Consider the following 18,260-nt stretch of genomic DNA (forward strand, 5'->3'; position numbering starts at 1 on the left):
TCATGAGACAGCGTTTACGATTCATAACCACGCTTATCTTTGCAGTTGCGTTGTGCCTGTCGTTGATTCCAGGCTATGCATTTGCAGAAGCGACTTATAAAACTTATTCCGGCATCTTTCGGACGCCGGATGCTTACGAGCCTGCGGGCATAATCGAGAAGGCCGGGGACACGGATTTCGCGGCTCCGTCCGACATCTATATCGACAAGACGGATACGCTTTACGTAGCGGATATGGACAATAAGCGGATCGTCGTGATGAGCCGCGACGGATCGCTGATCCGCTCGTTCGGCGAAGATGTTCTGCAGAAACCGACCGGCGTCTTCGTGGACGAGAAGGGCACCATTTTCGTAGCGGACTTCGGTCTGGAAAAAGTGCTCAAGTTCGGCAGCGACGGCAAGGTGGAGCAAGAGTTTGTACGACCCGATTCGCCGCTCTACGGCAAAAATACGCCGTTCAAGCCGCTGAAGGTTACCGTCGACAGGCGGGGAAATGTGTATATCGTCAGCGAGGGGACAACGAACGGCGTTATTCAAATGAATCCGTCAGGCGACTTCGTTGGATTTTTCGGTCAGAATCAAACCCAGCCGTCCGCCAAAATGATGCTGCAGCGCTTCTTCTTCACGGAGAAGCAGCTGGAGAAGCTGTTTAAGATCGTACCTAACTCGCCGACCAACATTTCGATTGACGCGAAAGGGCTCATTTATACGGTGACGCAGGGCGATGAGCAGGAATCGATCAAACGGCTGAATATTTCGGGCTACAACATGCTGAGGCCCGGCATTTATCGCGATCCGCTGTATACCGACATGTTCGTGGCGAACGATGGGAATATATTTTTGATCAGCGAGAAAGGCCAATTTTACGAAATCGATACGGAAGGTAATCTGCTGTTTAAATCGGGCTCGCCGGACGACGGCAAATCCCGCAGCGGCTTAATTCTGAACGGTTCCGGCATCGCGCTCGATTCCAAAGGCTACATCTATATCGCAGACAAGGGAAGAAATGCGATCCAGCTGTACGAGCCGACCGAATTCGTAACGCTTGTGCACAGCGCGCTGAATCTGTATAAGGACGGCTACTATGTCGAGAGCGAGCAGCCATGGCGCGAAGTGGAGCAGCGCAACAGCTTTTTCCATTTGGCTCACATCGGATTAGGCAACGCCTACATGAAACAGCAGCTCTATACGGATGCGATGGATGAGTACAAAAAAGCCTTCAATCTTCCGGGCTACTCCAACGCCTACTGGGAAGTCCGCAACGCTTGGCTGCAATCCAATTTGATTCGCGTACTTCTTATTTTGATCGGCTGTTATGCGCTTTGGTCCGTGCTTAAACGCGTCCATCGCCGCACGGGCGCATTCGCGGCGGTTGTCGGTATAAGAAACGGCGTGCTGAGCGTGAGGTTGATACGCGAACTTCTGTTTACGGGCCGGTTTATTAAGAGACCGCTTGACGGACTCTACGGACTCAAAGAAGAAGGCAGAGTGTCCAATCTCTCGGCTACGGTTTTGTACGCTCTGTTTATCGTCGAGTACATTTTTACGCTCTACTATACCGGTTTTATTTTCAATCCGCTTGGAGCATTGGGCGTCAATCTTGTGAAGGATCTTACGACGGCGCTCGCGCCGCTTATCGTATGGGTAATCTCCAACTACCTCGTCAGTACGATCAGCGAAGGGGAAGGCAAGTTTTCGGAGGTCTATCAAGGAACGATTTACGCGCTTGCGCCGTATCTCATTTTCCATCCGATCGTCGTTATCGTTTCCAACGTACTGACGGTCAACGAGGCGTTTCTGTTTGATTTCGCCAATACGATCATTATCGTATGGTGCGCGGTGCTGCTCTTCATGATGGTGAAGGAAGTGCACGACTATACGATTCGGGGAACGATCCGGAACTTATTCATTACGATGTTTACGATGCTGATCTTAAGTCTGGTGCTGTTTATCGTGTATGTCATCTTGCATCAGGTTTACGATTTCGCCGATTCTGTCATACAGGAGATGATTACGCGTGCGGAACTATAAGTGGCTCAAGATTTTATTAACGTATGGCCTGGCAGCCGCATGCGTTGCATTTTTTTTCTTTATCTATATGGGAGGAAGCACGAAGGAGAAAGACGATGTAGCGTCCGCTGAACAGCTGAAAGCCGCGTTCTCGGACAAGCCGGCGGCTCAGCAGCTATCGTCCGCTTATCGGCAGGTTGCGGAGAACGATCGGCTTATTCTGAAACTCAAGGAAGATACGCTGGCCATCCAAGTTACGAATAAGCAATCGGGCTATGTCTGGTCCTCCGACATCGCCAGCCCGGAGACAAACGAAACATGGCTCAATTTCATCCATTCCGGCCTGTCCATCGATTATTTCGATAAAGAAAACAACAATGCGATCCGCACCGACTTGTCGAGTCAAAAGAACAAGACGATCGACGTTACTCCGATCGAGCAAGGCTTCCAAGCGTCGATCCGGTTCCATGACTTGCGCATCGGCTTGGATTTGACCGTGAAGCTTGAAGGCGATCAGGTCGTCGTCAACATCCCGCAGAAGAGCATTCTGGAAGGCGATCAATTCAAGCTTGGCTCCATTATCGTCTACCCGTTTCTAGGGGCGACGAAGGGCGGGGATATAAACGGCTATATGTTTATACCCGACGGCTCGGGCGCTTTGATTAAGTTCGCCGACAACAAGGGCAAGTACAAAACGCCGTACGATGCGAAGATCTACGGCGACAATAAAGGAATCGATATCGAGCGCATCGCCGTCATACCCGAGGACGGGTTTCTGGAAGCTTATCGGGCCCAGTTCCCCGTGTTTGGCCTTGTGCATGGCGAGAAGCAGCATGCTGTGCTCGGCATGGTGGAGAAGGGCAAGTACAATGCGCGCATTCTCAGCTATCCGAATGGCGTAAGCACGCCTTACAACTGGTCCACGGCGCAGTTTATCGTTCGCGAATCGTACTTGCAGCCGACGAGCCGCACAATGGGCGGAATCGTCGTATTCGAGAAAACGCGCAATCAAGAGGATATGCAGACCCGTTACTCCTTCCTGGAAGGGGAGGATGCAAGCTATATCGGCATGGCGAGAACCTATCGCGGCCGCTTGATCGCTCAAGGGGCGCTAGGGGCGAAGCCGGCCGCGGCCGGGGAAGCGAATATTCCGCTCCATCTGGATGTGCTTGGCGCAGAGACGGAAGGCGGCTTATTCGCCAATACGATTCTGCCGATGACGACGGCGAACCAGCTTTCGTCGATGCTTGATCAGCTGTCCGCAGAAGGGGTGAGCCGTACCTCCGTCGTCTTTAAAGGCTGGAGCAAGGGCGGCTTGTCGGGCACGAATCCTTCGCCGGTCGACTTAGAACCCGTGCTCGGCAGCGCAAGCGATTTTGCCAAGCTGCAAGAGCAAATCGATAAGACCGGCGGCAAGCTGTACTATTATTCCGATTTTACAACGGCTTATGACACGTCCAAGAGGTTCCAGCCTCGCAGCGAGGCCGCGACGAAGATCGATAAAAAGCTGCTTTCGATGTCGACCGATAAACCGGTTTATCCTTCGAAGTATTACATGTCTGCGAACTATGCGCTAAAGGTTGCCGAAGAAAATGCGAGCGACTATAAAGCAAGCGGCATCGAAGCTTTGGCCGTCGACGTTACGCCTTACGAGCTGTTCTCCGAACGGGTGGAAGGTGCCGTTTCCAGCCGCAGCAAGTCGGCGGCAACCTATCATGCGTTGTTCGACAAACTGAAGCCGCAGCTCTCATCGATGGCGATGTATCGCCCGAACGACTATATGCTTCCGTATGCCGACCAGCTGTTCGGGGTACCGATGGAATCTTCCCAATATACGTATACGAGCGAGACGGTGCCGTTCGAGCAGATCGTGCTGAAGGGGTACAAAAACTATTACGCCGAGCCGATCAATTTCATGGCGAATCCGCAAAAAAAGCTGCTCAAAATGATCGAGACCGCTTCCTATCCGTCGTATTATTTGACAAGCGAGTCGCCATTCCGGTTAAGGCTGACCAACTCCAGCGACGTCTACGCATCTGAATTCGCCAGCTGGAAAGCGAACATCGTGAGCACCTACAAGATGCTGAACGAAGCGCTCGGACCGGTGCAATATGCGACGATCGAGGATCGCAGCTTGCTTGCCAAAGGCATCGTGCAGGTCACATACTCGAACGGCAAAGCGATCGTGGTCAACTATAACGACCAAGCCTATGACGGCAAAGACGTCTCCGTGCCGGCTCTTGGATTTAAGGTAATTGAGGTGAAAGGGTAATGGCGAGTTTCCGATTAACGAACAAACGGCGAAAGGCGCTCGTCGGCATGGCGTTCATAGCACCATGGATCATCGGGTTCTTTCTGTTCGCGCTGCGTCCGATGATTTATGCCCTTTATTTAAGCTTTCAGAAAGTAAAGGTGACGCCGCTCGGAATTAAAACCGATTATGTAGGCTGGGACAACTACAAGTACGCGTTCGACACCGACCCTCATTTCGTTGAGATGCTGCTGCGTTATTTAAGAGATATGGCGATGAACGTGCCGATCATCGTGACGTTCTCGCTCATTATCGCGATGCTGATCAATCAGAAGATTCAATTCCGCGGGACGTTCCGTACGATTTTCTTCCTGCCGGTCATCATTACGAGCGGTCCCGTCATTAACGAACTGCTCAGCCAGGGCGTGACCACGATTCCGAACATCGAGTCCTATGCGATGTTCGAGCTGGTCAAGGAGAGCTTGACTCCGGCGGTTGCCGATCCGATCATGTATTTGTTTAAGCAAATCATCATGGTGCTTTGGTTCTCCGGCGTGCAAATCCTGATTTTCCTGGCCGGGCTGCAGAAGGTCGATTCTTCGCTGTACGAGGCGGCGAGAATCGACGGCGCTTCGCCGTGGGAGGCATTCTGGAAGCTGACGCTGCCGATGCTGATGCCGCTCGTCGTCGTCAATTTCGTGTACACCATCGTTTACGTTTCGACGTTTGCGCTGAATGAAATTATCGTGATGATCAGCAAAAGCATGTTCGATACGCTGACCGGCTTCGGCTATGCGACGGCCATCGCGTGGATTTATTTTGTCATGATCGCGATTGTATTGGCCATTTGGACAGCGGTGCTGAACTCGAGGAATAGTTAGGAGGGGACAGAGAGTGAATCGAAGCATCGGCGCTCTGCTGAGCCGTACCCGCAAGCTGCTGCTCGGTGTCGGCGAGAATGACGGATTTATTTTTAAGCTGGTTGTCTATTCGCTGCTCATCGGAATCGGGTTCATTTATTTGTACCCGCTCCTGTTTATGTTTGTGAACAGCTTCATGAGCCTGGACGATCTGGTCAATTCCATGGTCAAGTGGATTCCTTCGGAGCTCTATATCGACAACTATAAGAAGGCGCTCAACGTACTGAAATTCCAGGAAACGCTGCTTCAGACCATTATGGTGGCAGGCGTCCCTGCCGTTGTACAGATGGTCATGTCTTCGATCATCGGCTATGGCTTCGCGCGATTCGATTTTCCGCTAAAACGGATGTGGTTTGCGCTCATGCTCGCGACGTTCATCATTCCGCCGCAGGTGACGATGATCCCGACTTATTTGCTGTTTAAGGATTACAACCTGCTCGGAACGCTGCAGACGTATATTTATCCGGCTCTTTTCGGTCAAGGCCTGAAGGGCGCGCTGTTTATTATGATCTTCTATCAATTTTTCAAAAAGCTGCCTATCGTGCTGGAAGAAGCGGCTCAAATCGACGGCGCGGGGTATGTGAAAATGTTTTACCGGATTGCCGTTCCTACGGCCGGTCCGGCATTCATTATCGTGTTTCTGTTCTCGTTCGTGTGGTATTGGAACGAGTCGGGCTTGGCCGCGCTCTACTTCGGCAACCAACTGACCATTTTGCCGCTGGAGCTGCAGCGGTTCACCGACAGCTATGCGCGGCTTTACCCGGCGGGCACGCCGGGAAGCCAGCTCAATGAAGCGATCAAGATGGCCGGTACGATGCTGACGATCGCGCCGCTGCTCATCGTGTACTTCGTGCTGCAGCGCTGGTTCGTGGAGGGTGTCGACCGCTCGGGTATTACGGGCGAATAGCTTTGTGACGGGGAGGGCGCGCTGCGCGTGCGGGGTCGTTGTTCCGATCGCTGTTGTCCCCGGATTTCTTCGAATTGTATATTCTCTAGTGGTAGAAATCCGGATGACAAAGGCGACCACTTCGTTTCTCCACAACGACTCCGCCCTGCTTCGCTCGCCCCGTCACAAGGGCGCACCGCTTCTCTTTCGCGGTGCTGTTGTAGGGGCAGATGGTGCTCGCTGATTGCTTTGGCTCGCAACTTGGCCGCTAGTCGCGGATTCTCGCTGGGCGCGTGTTAGATACGACTCTTGCCGAGTTTTCGACAGATTTCTGTCCAATTGTAGTACCAGGTAACACTTTGGCCGAGATTTCGGCGAATTTTTGTCGAAGAGTGATACCTGGTATCACTTTTGCTGTGATTTTGACGGATTACCGCTAAAGAGTAGTACCGGATACCGCTCTTACCGAGATTTCGTAGGATGACAGCTAATGCGAGGCAACAGTTACTTTTCTGAAACTAAATTAGTTGGTTTTCCGTCAGTTTTGGTGACTGGCGGCATCGCTTGAACTTTAACGAACTCAATCGTGCTTATTTGGCAGAATGCGGCCATTTGGGGAGCTAACGAACCCCAGCAGCGTTATTGTGGGTCAAATTGCACGAAACCGCCTCCAACCGACGAAATAAGGTCACCGGAGTTCGTTAGATCAACGGAATCGCAATTTTCGAGTAAATAAGCACGATTAGGTTCGTTAGCTCGCGCAGCCTCGCTGCCAGCCCTAATAAAGATGTGAAGTTCAAGTGTACAATTCAATGACGATGGAGGAATCGCATAGATGACGCAGAACAATTTCAATGTATCGGACAATGGATGGAAACTCGTATGGAACGAAGAGTTTGACGGGCCGGAAATCGACTTGACCCGCTGGGATTACGATATCGACGGCCACGGCTGGGGCAATAACGAGCTGCAGTACTACACGAGAGAGCCGAGAAACGCCTATATCGAGGATTCCAAACTGATCATCAAAGCGATCAAGGAAGAATACGAGGGAAGTCCGTACACATCGGCAAAGCTGGTTACGCGCAATAAGGTGGACTGGCTGTACGGACGGTTCGAAATTCGCGCGAAGCTGCCTTATGGACAAGGCATTTGGCCGGCGTTCTGGATGATGTCGACGGACCTGCAGGTGCACGGCGATTGGCCGAGCGCGGGCGAGATCGACCTTATGGAAATGTGCGGCCATGAGCCGAACAAGGTGCACGGTACGCTCCATATGGGCAACCCGCATTATTACAAAGGCGACTGCTACGTGCTGGAAAACGGCATTTTCGCCGATGGCTTCCACACGTTCACGGTGGATTGGACCCCTACGCAAATTCGCTGGTACATAGACGGCGAGCTCTATTACAAGAGCAGCGAATGGTACACGCGCGAATCGGAGACCGCGGAGAAAGAGCCGTTCCCTGCTCCGTTCAACAAGCCGTTCTACTTGATGCTGAACCTTGCTGTTGGCGGCAACTGGCCCGGCTATCCGGACGAAACGACCGTATTCCCGCAAACGCTGGAAGTTGACTATATTCGAATTTATCAACCGGAAGACGGCGTCTACGGACCGGCCATCTAGAAGCGGGGAGGACACGACAACATGATCGAGCAAATCCGACCATATACCGGTATTCGCGCGACGCTATCGCTGCAGCAGACCGAAGAAGGCATCCACATTCCGTTCCAGAACGGCATCCCGGTTCCGTCTTTTGACCCGCAAGAACGGCTAAAGCTGGATCTGGGCGGCATCTGGCGCAAACAGCGCTTCGACGCTGACCACGACTTCTCCATGGCCGCGCGGGACGAACGCTGGTTCGTGCAAGCTGCCGAGGAAGCGGGCGGACGCACGGAAATCAATTACGACGATTCCGCTTGGCAGACCATCCAACTGCCGCGTCCGGAGAATGAGCTGAAAGGCGTTCCAGAGGCAAACTCCAGCGAGACCTACGAGAACGGCGTCTATTACCGCCGCACGTTTGAGCTCGGCCGCGAATGGACGGGCAAAACGATCACTTTGCATGCGCTGGCCATCAGCTATGTCGCCGATGTGTGGCTGAACGGCGTTTGGATCGGCTACCATGAGGGCGGATATACGCCTTTTGCGTTGGATTTGTCCGCGTTTGCCCGGTACGGGGGCATGAATACCCTGGTCATCCGCGTCGATAATCCGCCGTGGGGCAGCCGCGACGATATTATTCCGGCTACGGCGGGAACGGACTTTTTCAACTATACCGGCATCATTCACGACCTTTATTTGACCGGCAGCGCCCCTTGCCACATCGCAAGGGTGGACGTTGTGCCTCTAAATGCGGAAGGGGATGTACGATTTACCGCAGTCGTGGAAAACCGCTCCGCTTTGCCGGTCGAGGTCAGCCTGCAAGGTGCGCTCTTCGAGGCCGACCAAGCATCGGAGGCGTTCCTTAACTCGCCGTATGCCTCGCAGATCAAAGGAGCTTCCGCTGCATGGGAGGGCGAGCTGGCTGCGTCTGTGAAGCTGAAGGCTAATGAAACGAAGGCCGTCGAGTTCCGTGTCAAGGTGAAGGACGTGAAACTGTGGGCGTTCTGGCAGCCGAACCTGTACGTGGCGGAATTTACGCTGAGCGGCGTTCAAGGCACATCAACGGACCGTTTCCATTCTCAGTTCGGGATTCGCACCGTGGGTACGGAAGGCGCGGACATCCTGCTGAACGGCCGTCCGGTCTTCCTGGCCGGCATCGCAAGGCACGAGGAGTGGCCGGACACCGGCCGTTCCGCGACGTGGGACCGCATCCGCGCGGATTTGCAGCAAATGCGCGATGAGATGCATGTGAATTATGTCCGCACGGCGCACTATCCGAATCATGTGTATACGGGGATGCTCCTTGACCGGCTGGGCCTTGTGACCGCGAGCGAAATCCCGCTCTGGCAGTTTACCCGGTCGCATTTCGAGGTGCAGGAGGAGAAGCGGCTAAGCGACCAGATGTGGCGGGAAATGGTGTTCTCCCAGTACAACCGCCCGTCGGTGATCATGTGGAGCACGCAGAACGAGTCGATCGAGGTGGAGCTCCGCACGGTTTACAATAAACGGCTCGTCCATGATCTGAAGACACGCTATCCGGACGGACGGCTGACGACGCAAAGCGCGGCGGCGGATCAGCCGGGCGCGCATGACCCTTCGATGGAGCCGCTCGACGTGGCGAGCTGGACGATGTACTTCGGTATTTTCCATGGCGGCACGTACTATGAAGGCACGAAACAATTTCTGGCGGACGCCCGCCGGCTGTGGCCGGACAAACCGATCGTCAATACCGAGTACGGTCACTGGTCGGGCGAGAAGAACGTGGTGTCGGATACGCAGATCGAGACGTACAAAGAAACGATTAGAGCGCTTATGGAGCACGCCGTAATCCGGCCTGACGGTACGCGCAATGAAGACGGCTTTGTGGCGGGGATCGACTATTGGATCATGTATGACTGGTACGTGAACCACAACAATTGGATCGACACGTTCGGCATTTATGAAATGGACCGCAAGACGATCAAGCCGGTCGGCGAGCTGGTTAAGCAGGATTACAAATCATTCACGGAGCATGAAGGCGGCTTCGTCAAATAAGAACAGAATGCAGGGGGTTCGCGAGCATGGACTATCAAGTATTTTCGATGAACGAATGGATTTATCCGGACAGCGTCGTTTCAGGCAGAGAGGGCAAGGAAATTCGGCTGTCTTCCGCAAGAGGCAGCTATGCGGCATGTCAATTGCTGTTCAACACGCCGGTTGAGGCTCCGATTCATTGCGAGTTTATTGAAGCGGATGGCAGCGGCTTCGCTCTGCAGCCTGAAGTTTATCGCTTAATTGATATTTTCGTTGAAAAAAATACAGGTCCGGTCAACCACTGCGTCGCCGAAGGCGAGTCAGCCGAGGGATACACGACGAGACCGGCGCCTTTCCGTGTCTATGAAGCGATGCGGCCGCTTGCCCCGGATGTGATCACCCGCGCCGCTACTGAAGCGCTCTACGTTTGCTGGAGGATTGCTGAAGATGCCAAGCCGGGCCGCTATTCCGGCGTCCTGGCCGTTACCATCGGCGAACAAAGCTGCCGCATCCCGGTTAAGCTGGAGCTGTTCTCCGCAGTTGTGCCTGCTAAAGAAACGCTCGCGATCACAAACTGGTTCAGCCTGCCGAACATGGCGAAGCGCTATGGCGTCGAGCTTTGGTCCGAAGGACATTGGGAGATGATCGAGAAATACGGCAAGCTGATGCGCCGCGCGCGGCAAACCCATTTCTGGGTGCCGATGGACGCCATTCAAATCAGCCTGGCGGGCGAAGACCGGTATGAATTTAATTTTGAGCGCGCGGAGCGTCTGATCCGGCTGTACTTCAGCCTGGGCTTCACCCATATCGAAGGCGGACTCGTTGCCGGACGTAAAGACTTCTGGGGCTCGGAGTTCTTCATTTGGAACACTTGGAACGGCGGCGACGCGCTGAAGGCGATTTCGACCGAGGGCTACGCGTATCTCTCGCAGTTTCTGCCTGCGTGGCGGAGCTTCCTGGAGCAGAACGGCTGGCTGGACGTGCTCGTGCAGCACGTAGCCGACGAGCCGATCGGAGAAAGCGTAGAGGAGTACCGCATTCTCTCCGGCATCGTGCGCAAGTTCATGCCCGGCATTCCGCTGCTTGAAGCGGTCGAAACCCATGACCTGTCGGGCGCGGTCGATATTCTCGTTCCAAAGAACGTGTACTATCTGGAGCACCAGGAGAAGTTCGAAAAGCTGCGTTCGCTTGGCGATAAGCTCTGGTTCTACACATGCTGCTTCCCGGGCGGCAAATCGATGAACCGGTTATGGGACATGCCTTTGCTGCGGACGAGGTATTTGCACTGGGGCAACTATAAGTACGATCTGGAAGGCTTCCTGCACTGGGGTCTCAACCACTGCGACGACGACAAAGATCCGTACGAGCAGACCGATCTCTTCTTCCCGCCAGGGGATACGCATATCACGTTCCCGGGTCCGAACGGCCCGCTTGGCAGCGTACGGCTGGAAGCGATGCGCGCCGGCATCGAAGATTACGAGCTTCTGAAGCAGCTGGCCGCGAAAGATAAGGCGCTGGCAGACGAACTGACGGACAGCTGTTTGATGAGCTTTAATGAAGCAAACGAGGATCCGGCGCACTTCGGGCAGGTTCATCGCAAGCTTCTCGCGGCGCTTTCGGAGGAGGTATAAACCATGACGCAGTCTGCTAAATTCGATATCAGATGCCTTCATTCGCTCGTGAAAGTATTCGCGGATGAGGAGCTTCGCGAGCCTTCGTTCGAGGAAGGAACGGCTCTGCTAGGCGAGTATTATTCCTTCCAGGTGGCCTGCCGCGCCGCTTATTTGATGAAAAATATCCGGGTAACCGCCGAATCGGATCTCGGTGAAGCCATTTCCATCCGCAGCGTTGGACTGGCGCCTTCCGAGCTGACGAATTATAACGATTACGACGATTATTTGCTGCGGACGACGCCGGGTTTGTACCCTGACCCGCTGTACCCTCTGCTGGACGGCGGTACCGTGCACGCGCTTCCGGAGCAGTGGCGCTCGGTGTGGGTGACGGTTAAGCTGCAAGCGGACACTGCTGCAGGCGTTCATCCGATCGTCATCCGATTTGCGGAGGAATCCGGCACTCTGCTAGGGGAAGCGACGTTCCGGTTGGACGTGATCGGCGCCGCGTTGCCGGAGCAGAAGCTGCTTCACACGGAATGGTTCTATCTGGATTGTCTCGCGACGCAGTACGGCGTGGACATCTTCTCGGAGGAGCATTGGCGCATCGTCGAAACCTACGTCGACCATTATGCCGAATACGGCATGAATCTGATCTTGACGCCGCTTTTCTCGCCGCCGCTTGAGCTGGATTACGGCAAATACCGCCCGACTGTGCAAATGGTCGGCGTAGAGCGCAACGATGGCCGATATGCGTTCGACTTCTCGCGTCTTGCGCGATGGGTGGAGCTTTGCCGCCGAAACGGCATCGAGCGCTTCGAGTTTTCCCATCTGTTTACGCAGTGGGGGGCGAGACATGCGCCGAAGATCATGGCTGTCGAGAACGGGGTAGAAGAGCAAATTTTCGGATGGGAGACCGATGCGGCGGGAGACGAATACCGCAGCTTCCTGACGCAGTTTATGCCGGAGCTGATGCAGTTCATCAGGCAGCACGGGCTTGAGCAAAGCTGCTTCTTCCATTTGTCGGACGAGCCGTCGCTGCATGATTTGGAGTCGTATACGAGCGCAAGCACGCTGGTCCGCTCGCTGTTCGAAGGAAGCGAATTCCCGATCATCGACGCGCTTTCGGAATTTGCGTTCTACGAGAAGGGACTGCTGACGCACCCTGTCGTATCGATCGAGCATATTCACCATTACATCGCCGGCAAGGCCGATCCGCTCTGGGCGTACTATTGCTGCTGCGAGTATAAGCACGGCGAATCGAACCGTTTCTTTAACATGCCGTCGGCCCGTAACCGGATCATCGGCGTTCAAATGTATAAATACGATATGCAAGGTTTCCTGCACTGGGGCTATAACCACTGGTATTCGCAGCGTTCGCGCAGGGCGATCGATCCGTTTACGGTAACGGATGCCGATCATGCCTTCCCGTCGGGAGATGCGTTCCTGGTATATCCGGGCGAGTCCGGACCGATTACGTCCATCCGGCTGGAGGTGCTGCGGGAGGCGCTTCAGGATATCCGCGCGCTTCAGCTGCTCGAGGGTTACATCGGGAAGGAAGCGACAGTTGCGCTGCTTGAGGAAGGCATGGTAGAGCCCGTTACCTTCAGGAATTACGAGAAGGGCAGCGATTGGATAACCGGCATGCGTGAACGCGTCAACCGCAGGATCCATGCGTGCTTACAGGGGGAAACCGTATGTTAATCCTTTCCGAGTGGAAGGAGCCTATGCTCGTACATGAGGTGCAGCCAAGCGGGCCTGTGCCTACCGTATGCGATGACGAGGGTATTTACCCGTATTCGAGCTTCTATTCGACGGCCGAACGGCCGGTGATTCGCAAGCTGCGCATGATCGCCATCGAGAATGAGTGGCTGAAGGTTACGGTATGTCCCGATTTGGGCGGCAAAATCCATGCCATAACCGACAAAGCGAGCGGCAAAAACATGCTGTTCGACGCCGGTTCGGTGCGCCCGGTTCGCATCCTGCCGCGTATGGCGTTTATTAGCGGCGGGATCGAGGTCAGCTTCCCTATTGCGCATACGCCTGTGCAAATCGAAGCCGTGCATGCCATGGCCGAGCAAATCGGCGATCGGCTGTACATCTGGTGCGGCGAGCGTGAAGTGCGCTATGGCATGCACTGGACGGTGGAATACTCGCTGGGCGAGCAGGACCGGTTCTTGACGCAGCGGGCTACCTTCGTGAATCCGACCTCGCAAGCGCATGCGTGGATGTCCTGGTCGAATGCCGCGCTTGCGGCGCGCCCGGATTCGGAATTCCATTTCCCTTCGGGCCCGGCGCTCCGGCATGCGGACGTGCTGGAAGAGATCGCTTGGGATGGCAGCCGCGAATACCGGCTGGCGGATTTTGACCGGATGCAGGGCTTCTTCTGGCGCAAGCCGGATGTCCATGCGTTCGGCATGTTTACGCCGAGCCTCGGCTGCGGACTGTACCACATCGCGGACCCGGCGCAGACGCCTGGCATTAAGCTGTGGCTGTACGGCCTAGGCCGCCATGAGGGCTGGGCTCATCAGACGGCTTACCGCAAGGAGAGCTATGTCGAGATCCAGGCGGGACCGCTGCTCGAGCAAGCGGATAACACGAAGCTGCAGCCAGGAGGACGGCATACGCATACGGAGTTCTGGATACCGAGCACCGTGCCGCTGAACATCCGGGAGCTTGAGCTTCCCGCTCCGCAGCTCGTGGACGTCAGCCGCATGCCGCTGTTCGATTGGGCGGAGCGAGCGGTGACGGCCCCTTGGCTGTCGCTGCTGGCGGCCTATGGCGCCTCCGATCCTGCGCGGCTTCCCGCTTCTCCGGAACCCGAAAGCAACTGCTGGCCGCCGTCAGGCATGGAGCAGCTCGGCAATGCGCTGCAGTGGGCGGCGCAGGAGGCTGCCGAGGCTGCCAATTCGCCGCTTTGGACGTATTACCAGGCGGTATGGCTGGCCGGCTTGGGGCAGATGGACGAAGCGATTCAGCTGCTGCAGACGGTGAAGCTGGACTGCGCTTACGCGCTGCTTGGAAGGCTGCTGCGCGTCGTCAAGCAGGATTATGAAGCGTCGAGAGCCGCATACGACAGCATCGATTCCGCCGCATGGCAGCTGCACCCGCAGCTGTTCATCGAACGGGATATGACGCTCGAGGGCATCGGGCGTTCAACGGTTGAGGAGCGCGAAGGTTGGTTCGAGCAGGTGGATTCCCTGCAGGACGACGGGCTGATCGAACGCAAAGCCGTGCTTCTGTTTGATCGCGGCGAGCTGCAGGAGGCCAAAGCGCTCCTGTCCGAGCACCGGTTCGGCAATATCCATCAACGCTACGAGCGCACCATGCTGTGGATGCGAATCCACGAAGCGCTCGGCCAACCGGACGTCGACGTTCCCGTGCAACTAGGCGAGGATGATCTCGCCGTTTACGGCGCTTACCGCGTCTCGGATACGCCGGAGAAATAGAGATTGAGCTCCCCTTCAACTGCCGAAGGGGGGCTTTTTTTGGTTATAAGGGCATAGAGATAACAGACAACGGTACCATTCGGAGGCGATCGGTATGAACGAAGAGGTCAGTCGGTATGTGCCGGTTCATCGGGTTCGTTTCGTTACGGCATCCGCATTGTTTGACGGTCATGACGCATCGATTACGATTATGCGCAGAATTTTGCAGGCAAGCGGCGCGGAGGTTATCCATTTGGGCCATAACCGGTCGGTCGGCGAGATTGTCAAGGCGGCGATCCAGGAGGATGTGCAGGGAATCGCGGTCTCGTCGTATCAAGGCGGGCATGTGGCATTCTTTAAATACATGGTGGATCAGCTCCGGGAGCGGGGTGCCGGCCATATCCGGATTTTCGGCGGCGGAGGCGGGGTCATTCTGCCTTCGGAGGCCGAGGAGCTGCACCGTTACGGCGTTTCGCGCATTTTCTCGCCCGAGGATGGCAGGCGCCTCGGGCTGCAGGGCATGATCAATTGCATGCTGGAAGCGTGCGATTATTCGACGGTGGCCGGCTTCGGCGATAAGCCCGAGCTGCTGGCAGCCGGAAACGACCGGATGACGGCCGGCTTCATGACGATGGCGGAGAAGCGGGTAGAGGCGGCTGATGCGGAGGAAGCCGGGCGGCTTGCCAAGGTATTCGAGGAGATCGGCAAGCTTGCGGGAGCCGCTCCGGTACTGGGCATTACAGGGACGGGAGGAGCGGGAAAAAGCTCGCTCACCGACGAGTTCGTCCACCGCTTCCTGCAGCATTGCCCGGACAAACGAATCGCGGTGCTGTCGGTCGATCCGACGAAGCAAAAAACCGGCGGCGCGCTCCTCGGCGACCGCATTCGCATGAATGCCGTATACGCGGACCGCGTCTATATGCGGAGCTTCGCCACGCGGGGATCGCGAAACGAGCTGTCCGCCGCCATCAAGGATGCGATCGTGACGGCTAAGGCGGCAGGCTTCGATCTCATCGTCGTGGAGACGAGCGGCATTGGCCAGGCCGATAATCAAATCGCAGCGGTGGCAGATGTTCCCGTCTATGTCATGACGAGCGAATACGGCGCGCCGAGCCAGCTCGAGAAGATCGAGATGATCGATTACGGCGACCTGATCGTCATCAACAAATTCGACCGGCGCGGCTCCGAGGATGCGATGCGGGAAGTGAAGAAGCAGGTCCAGCGAAGCCGGCAGCAGTTCGACCGGAATTGGCAGGACATGCCGGTGTACGGCACCAATGCGAGCCAATTCAATGACAGCGGCATGAACCGGCTGTTCGCGGCCATTATGCGCAAGCTGAACGAGCGGAACTCGGCTGGCGGCTGGCCGTCGCTTCCGGTCCATGACGCCGATCCCGCGCAAACAGCGAAGCGTGCGATTATACCGGACGGGCGGAGCGGCTATTTGAGCGAAATCGCGCAGACGGTCCGGCAGTACAAGCGGCTCGCGAAGGAGCAAGCCGAGGCGGCCCGCATGTGCTACCGGATCGAAGGCGCGCTGGAGGCGGCGAAAGCCGCAGGCGACGAGCCGGCGATCGCATCGCTGGAGCGGCTGCGCGATGCGCATGCCGGCAAGCTGAACGAGACGTCGCAGAAGGTGCTTGCGGGTTGGCCGGCGATGGTGGAAGCCTACCAAGCAGCCGAGTTCACCACGACGATTCGAGGGAAGCGGATCACGACGGAGCTATTTTCGACAACGTTATCCGGCCTTTCGATTCCTCGGGTGGCGCTCCCTGCGTACGAGGACTGGGGCGAGCGCATCCGATGGTCCTACCACGAGAACAGGCCTGGCGAATTCCCTTATACAGCCGGCGTATTTCCGTTCAAGCGCAAGGAGGAGGATCCGAAGCGGCAGTTCGCGGGCGAAGGAACGCCGGAGAGGACGAACCGGCGGTTCCACTATCTCTCCAAAGGCGAGAAGGCGAAGCGGCTCAGCACCGCATTCGATTCCGTCACGCTGTACGGGGAGGATCCCGCCTACCGGCCTGACATTTACGGCAAAATCGGGGAAAGCGGCGTCAGCGTCTGCACGATTGAGGACATGCGCAAGCTGTATGCCGGCTTTGACCTGTGCCATCCGGCCACTTCCGTTTCCATGACGATCAACGGGCCGGCTCCGATCATCCTCGCCATGTTTCTGAATACGGCAATCGAGCAGGAGCTTGAAGCCGCCGCCGCCAAGCTCGGCCGCCCATTAACCGCCGAAGAGGCGTTTGAGGTCAAGGAGCACACGCTCCGCACCGTTCGCGGTACGGTTCAGGCGGATATTTTGAAGGAAGACCAAGGCCAGAACACCTGCTTGTTCTCTATGCCGTTCGCGCTGCGTATGATGGGAGACATTCAGCAGTATTTTATCGAGCATGAGGTGCGTAACTACTACTCAGTCTCCATCTCCGGCTACCATATTGCCGAAGCGGGGGCAAATCCGATTACGCAGCTGGCGTTCACGCTCGCCAATGGCTTCACGTACGTGGAGTACTATCTCAGCCGGGGGATGCCGATTAACGCGGTCGCACCGAACCTGTCCTTCTTCTTCAGCAACGGGCTGGACGCCGAATACTCGGTCATCGGCAGAGTGGCGAGGCGCATATGGGCGGTGGTGATGAGGGATAAATACGGCGCCGACGAGCGAAGCCAAAAGCTCAAGTACCATATTCAAACTTCGGGCAGATCGCTGCATGCCCAGGAGGTCGACTTCAACGATATCCGCACCACGCTTCAAGCGCTCATGGCGATTCTGGACAATTGCAATTCCCTGCACACCAATTCCTACGACGAAGCCGTTACGACGCCGTCCGAGGAGGCCGTCCGCCGGGCGATGGCGATTCAGCTGATCATTAATAACGAGCTGGGACTGATGCGGTGCGAAAATGTGCTGCAAGGCTCGTATCTGATCGAGCAGCTGACGGATCTGGTAGAGGAGGCAGTGCTGCTGGAATTCGAGCGGCTGCATGTGCGCGGCGGCGTGCTAGGGGCGATGGAGTCCCAGTATCAGCGCGGCAAAATTCAAGACGAGTCGATGCTGTACGAAATGAAGAAGCACAGCGGGGAGCTGCCGATTATCGGCGTCAATACGTTTCTGAATCCGCAGCAGAAGGAGCTCGCGGCCGAGCTGACGGTCGCGCGGGCTACGGTGGAGGAGAAGGAACAGCAGATTGCGGGCTTGCTTCGCTTTCAGGAGCGCCATATGGATGCGGCGCCCGAAGCGCTTCGCCGGCTGAAGGAGGCCGCGGTAGGCGGCGGCAATCTGTTCGAGGAGCTCATGGAGACGGTCAAAGCGGCCAGTCTCGGTCAGATCACTCATGCGCTTTACGAGGTCGGCGGCCAGTACCGGCGCAATATTTAGAAGAAAGGGGTAGAGCTTCAGCTGTCGCTGGAGACTCTACCTTCTTATTTTAGGCAAGGCGCGATTTCCTATTTTTACATTTTATCATTGACAATGAGAATCATTATCGATTAATATAAGGCTAATTGATATTGATTCTCATTATTATTTAA

Annotated in this window: 10 protein-coding genes; all 10 read left to right on the forward strand. The window is 55.9% G+C overall.

The window, feature by feature from the left end:
- Nucleotides 1-2: 2 nt before the first annotated feature.
- The 10 genes from DL346_RS26535 (at nt 3) to icmF (ending at nt 18,108) form a co-directional block, all read left to right on the forward strand.
- Nucleotides 3-2,030 (forward strand): YIP1 family protein, encoded by a 2,028-nt coding sequence (locus tag DL346_RS26535; protein ID WP_112885397.1) that lies wholly within the window; start codon nt 3-5, stop codon nt 2,028-2,030.
- Complete coding sequence (locus DL346_RS26540) at nt 2,017-4,281, forward strand: DUF5696 domain-containing protein (protein ID WP_112885398.1); 2,265 nt, start codon at nt 2,017-2,019, stop codon at nt 4,279-4,281. Before DL346_RS26535 ends, DL346_RS26540 begins: the two co-directional genes overlap by 14 nt.
- Complete coding sequence (locus tag DL346_RS26545; RefSeq protein ID WP_112885399.1) at nt 4,281-5,141, forward strand: carbohydrate ABC transporter permease; 861 nt, start codon at nt 4,281-4,283, stop codon at nt 5,139-5,141. The genes DL346_RS26540 and DL346_RS26545 overlap by 1 nt, the downstream gene beginning before the upstream one ends.
- A gap of 13 nt (nt 5,142-5,154) precedes the next feature.
- Nucleotides 5,155-6,087 carry a carbohydrate ABC transporter permease gene (locus tag DL346_RS26550; protein WP_112885400.1) on the forward strand — a complete coding sequence of 311 codons (933 nt, stop codon included), beginning with the start codon at nt 5,155-5,157 and terminating at the stop codon, nt 6,085-6,087.
- Nucleotides 6,088-6,901: 814 nt separating this feature from the next.
- On the forward strand, nt 6,902-7,693 hold the full coding sequence (locus DL346_RS26555; RefSeq protein WP_112885401.1) for a glycoside hydrolase family 16 protein: 792 nt from the start codon (nt 6,902-6,904) through the stop codon (nt 7,691-7,693).
- Nucleotides 7,694-7,714: 21 nt separating this feature from the next.
- Nucleotides 7,715-9,706 (forward strand): glycoside hydrolase family 2 protein, encoded by a 1,992-nt coding sequence (locus tag DL346_RS26560; protein ID WP_112885402.1) that lies wholly within the window; start codon nt 7,715-7,717, stop codon nt 9,704-9,706.
- A 26-nt stretch (nt 9,707-9,732) separates the two neighbouring features.
- A complete protein-coding gene (locus DL346_RS26565) occupies nt 9,733-11,316 on the forward strand; it encodes a DUF4091 domain-containing protein (protein ID WP_112885403.1) in 1,584 nt (527 codons plus the stop codon).
- 3 nt (nt 11,317-11,319) lie between these two features.
- Nucleotides 11,320-12,999, forward strand: a complete 1,680-nt coding sequence (locus DL346_RS26570; protein WP_112885404.1) for a DUF4091 domain-containing protein — start codon at nt 11,320-11,322, stop codon at nt 12,997-12,999.
- The gene (locus DL346_RS26575; RefSeq protein WP_112885405.1) at nt 12,993-14,744 is read left to right on the forward strand and encodes a DUF5107 domain-containing protein; all 1,752 of its coding nucleotides are present in this window, start codon (nt 12,993-12,995) and stop codon (nt 14,742-14,744) included. Before DL346_RS26570 ends, DL346_RS26575 begins: the two co-directional genes overlap by 7 nt.
- Nucleotides 14,745-14,838: 94 nt before the next feature.
- A complete protein-coding gene (gene icmF / locus DL346_RS26580) occupies nt 14,839-18,108 on the forward strand; it encodes a fused isobutyryl-CoA mutase/GTPase IcmF (protein ID WP_112885406.1) in 3,270 nt (1,089 codons plus the stop codon).
- The last annotated feature ends 152 nt before the right edge of the window (nt 18,109-18,260 follow it).

The sequence above is a fragment of the Paenibacillus montanisoli genome, assembly GCF_003268025.1.
Taxonomy (GTDB): Bacteria; Bacillota; Bacilli; order Paenibacillales; family Paenibacillaceae; genus Paenibacillus_Z; species Paenibacillus_Z montanisoli.